Annotated in this window: 4 protein-coding genes; all 4 read right to left on the reverse strand. The window is 66.0% G+C overall.

Features of this window, described 5'->3' with window-relative positions:
- Positions 1-8: 8 nt before the first annotated feature.
- Positions 9-1106 carry a 23S rRNA (adenine(2503)-C(2))-methyltransferase RlmN gene (rlmN, locus tag ABF648_RS09580; RefSeq protein ID WP_415632061.1) on the reverse strand — a complete coding sequence of 366 codons (1098 nt, stop codon included), beginning with the start codon at positions 1104-1106 and terminating at the stop codon, positions 9-11.
- Positions 1107-1141: 35 nt separating this feature from the next.
- Positions 1142-1990 (reverse strand): phosphatidate cytidylyltransferase, encoded by an 849-nt coding sequence (locus ABF648_RS09585; protein WP_415632059.1) that lies wholly within the window; start codon positions 1988-1990, stop codon positions 1142-1144.
- Positions 1991-1998: 8 nt separating this feature from the next.
- Positions 1999-2520: a ribosome recycling factor gene (gene frr, locus ABF648_RS09590; protein ID WP_415632062.1), complete on the reverse strand. Its 522-nt coding sequence runs from the start codon at positions 2518-2520 to the stop codon at positions 1999-2001.
- Positions 2521-2587: 67 nt separating this feature from the next.
- Positions 2588-3301: a UMP kinase gene (pyrH, locus tag ABF648_RS09595; RefSeq protein WP_415632060.1), complete on the reverse strand. Its 714-nt coding sequence runs from the start codon at positions 3299-3301 to the stop codon at positions 2588-2590.
- Between the last annotated feature and the right edge of the window lie 241 nt (positions 3302-3542).

Here is a 3542-nt window from a genome sequence, read left to right on the forward strand (position 1 = left end):
AGAGAGGGTCAGCGGGCGTCGACGGCGGCGGCCAGCTGTCCACAGGCGCCGTCGATCTCACGGCCACGGGTGTCCCGCAGGGTCACCGGCACGCCGTGGTGCTCCAGATGGGCGATGAAGGCCTGTTCGTCCTCGCGGCGTGAGGCAGTCCACTTCGATCCCGGTGTCGGGTTGAGCGGGATGAGATTGACGTGAAACCAACCCCAGTCGCCGCGAGCCCTCAGCCGGCGGGCCAGCAGGTCGGCGCGCCAACTCTGGTCATTGATGTCGCGGATGAGCGCGTATTCGATGGACACCCGTCGCCTGGTCACCCTGGCGTACTCCCAGGCGGCGTCCAGCACGGTGTCGACGTCGAAGTGCTGGTTCAGCGGCACCAGTTCGTTGCGCAACTCGTCGTCGGGAGCGTGCAGGGACACGGCGAGCGTCACAGGGATGCCGTTCTCGGCGAGTTCGGCGATCCTCGGCACCATGCCGACGGTGGACACCGTGAGCCCTCTGGCCGAGATGCCCAGCCCGTCGGGCTCGGGGCGAGTCAACTCCCGCACGGCGGCCATGACCGACGTGAAGTTGGCCATCGGCTCGCCCATGCCCATGAAGACCACATTGCCGACCCGGCCAGGGCCGCCGGGTATCTCGCCAGCTGCCAGCTTGCGCGCGCCGGCCAGCACCTGGCCCACGATCTCGGCGGTGGACAGATTGCGCTGCAGGCCGCCCTGGCCGGTGGCGCAAAATGGGCAGTCCATCGCGCAGCCGGCCTCAGAAGAGATGCACATGGTGGTGCGATGCGGGTAGCGCATCAGCACCGACTCCACCAGATTGCCGTCGTACAGCTTCCATGCCGTCTTGACGGTCGTTCCCCTGTCGGCGGTCTGCTCCCGCACGGGCGTGAGCAGCGGCGGGAACAGCTTGCCGGCGACCTCCTCGCGTGCAGCGACGGGCAGGTCGGACCAGCTGGCGGGATCGTCCTCGAGACGGCTGAACCAGTGCGTGGAGATCTGCTTGGCACGGTACTTCGGCAGACCCATGGCGGCCACGGCATCGTGGCGTCCATCGGGGGTGAGGTCCATCCAGTGCCGTGGTGGGCGTCGCCCGGGACCGGACGACATGATCTGCTCGATGGACAGTTCTGGATGGGCCTGCTTCACACCACGAGAAGGTACAGCACGAGCCAAGCAGCGGGAGCGGCCACGAGCATCGAGTCGAGCCGATCCATCACCCCGCCGTGCCCGGGCAGGACGTGGCTCATATCCTTCAAGCCGGCATCGCGCTTGATCGCCGACTCCACCAGATCACCGAGCACGCCGCAACACCCGGCGACCAGGCCGAGCAGCACGCCAACCCAGATCGGGGCGCCCAGCACCAGATGCGTGACGATCGCCGCGACCACCATGGCCAGCACGATGCCTCCGACGAACCCTTCCCAGGACTTGGCCGGTGAGATCGAAGGTGCCATCTTGTGCCTGCCAAAGAGCGATCCGAAGGCATAGGCCCCCGTGTCGCAGGCGATCGGGCAGACGATGAAGCACAGGATGCGCCCCGCGCCGTGCGGGCTGGCAAGCATCAGCACGATGGAGGAGCCCAGCAGCGGCAGATATCCGATGACGAAAGCGCTCGCCGCAACGTCTTTGACGAAGCCCTGCACCCCACCGGGGATCCTCATGAACAGCGAGATGATCATCATGATGGCCAGGCCACCGGTGATGATCCACATGGCGTCCTGAGGTTGTCCGATCAGCTGCCCGGCCGCATAACAGCCGACCAGCACGATCGGCGAGCCGATGATCAGGGGCCAGCGGGCCGTGTGCATATCGCATGCGTCGAGCGCCCGGCAGACCTCCCAGACCCCCACGGTGAGTGCTGCCGAGGCGAAGATGACGAAACCCCAGTTCCACCACAGCAGGGTGACCAGGATCACCAGGCCCAGCACGAGACCGGTTGCGATGGCTGCGGGGAGATTGCGTCCTGTGCGATGGGTCGTGGTGCTCGTCATGAGTCTGCTCAGACCGCCATCAGCTCAGCCTCTTTGGCCTTGAGCAATCTGTCGATCTCGTCCACATTCTTCTTGGTCGTGGAGTCGAGGCTCTTCTCGGCGTGCTTGGCCTCGTCCTCGCTGATCTCCTTGTTCTTCTCCAGCGCCTTCACCTGGTCCATCGCGTGGCGGCGGTGTCCACGCAGTTGGACACGGGCATCCTCGGCCTTGGCGCGGACGATCTTGATGTACTCCTTGCGGCGCTCCTCGGTGAGCTCAGGCAGCACGCATCGGATGGCATTGCCGTCGCTGGCGGGGTTGACACCCAGATCGGAGTCGCGCACCGCCTTTTCGATGGCTCCCAGGGCGCCCTTGTCATATGGGGTGATGAGCATCGTGCGGGGTTCCGGCGAGCTGAAGCTGGCCAGCTGCACGAGTGGCGTGGGAGTGCCGTAGTAGTCGGCCTCGAGCTTGTTGAACATCGCCGGGTTCGCACGACCGGTGCGCACAGTGGCGAAGTCCTCTTTGGCGAAGCCGATGGCGCCCTTCATCTTCGTCTCGGCGTCCTTGATGATCTGGGTGGTCGTCACTGTCGTCCTTTCGGTGGTGCAGCGCGGGTCAGTAGTGCACCAGCGTGCCGATCTTCTCCCCGCGAATTGCCCTCATGATGTTGTCGGGATCGTCGAGGTTGAAGAAGATCATGTTGAGCTTGTTGTCACGGGCCAGGCTGGCAGCGGTCGCATCGGCCACCTTGAGATCCTTGGTCAGGAATTCGTCGTAGCTGAGCGAGTCGAACATCTTGGCGTCCGGATTGGTGCGCGGGTCCGAGTCGTAGACGCCGTCCACGCCGTTCTTGCCCATCAGCAGGACTTCGGCGCCGATTTCCAGGGCGCGCTGCGCGGCGACCGTGTCGGTGGAGAAGTAGGGCATTCCCGATCCGGCACCGAAGATCACGAGGCGGCCCTTCTCCAGGTGACGTTCGGCGCGCCGGGGAATGTAGGGCTCGGCGACCTGACCCATCTCGATAGCGGTCTGCACCCGGGTCGGGACACCCTCCTTCTCGCAGAAGTCCTGCAGGGCCAGAGCGTTCATGACCGTACCGAGCATTCCCATGTAGTCGGCGCGGTCGCGGTCCATGCCGCCTTCCTGCAGCTGAGCGCCACGGAAGTAGTTGCCACCACCGACGACGATGGCGACCTGGGTGCCAGACTTCGTGACCCGGACCACCTGACGGGCGATCTCATTGACGACCACCGGATCGACACCCAGTTTTCCGTTCCCGAACGCCTCACCGGAGAGTTTGAGCAGTACACGGTGGAATGGTTCGGGCACGTGGTCCTCCTGGACTTGGGGCAGCACCGGCGTGGTGCAGTGGCCACTCTATCGTGACCACAGGCATGGGTATCTGCTGCCGCTGGGGTGCCACTGCCCCGCGCGATGACGAACGCGGCAGATGAAGACGAGGGGGGGGGGGGGGGGCCGCGGGGGGGGGGGGGGGGGGCGGGCGGGGGGGGGGCGGGGGGGGGGGGGGGGAGCGGCGCCGCCCGACCCACGCGCCTGGAGAGGAGTGAGT

The organism is Propionibacterium sp., from assembly GCF_047719395.1.
Taxonomy (GTDB): domain Bacteria; phylum Actinomycetota; class Actinomycetes; order Propionibacteriales; family Propionibacteriaceae; genus Propionibacterium.

Excerpts from the sequence above, each read along its gene's own strand:
- rlmN (WP_415632061.1), bottom strand. The coding sequence starts at position 1,106 with ATGTCGTCCGGTCCCGGGCGACGCCCACCACGGCACTGGATGGACCTC.
- ABF648_RS09585 (WP_415632059.1), bottom strand. The coding sequence starts at position 1,990 with ATGACGAGCACCACGACCCATCGCACAGGACGCAATCTCCCCGCAGCC.
- frr (WP_415632062.1), bottom strand. The coding sequence starts at position 2,520 with ATGAAGGGCGCCATCGGCTTCGCCAAAGAGGACTTCGCCACTGTGCGC.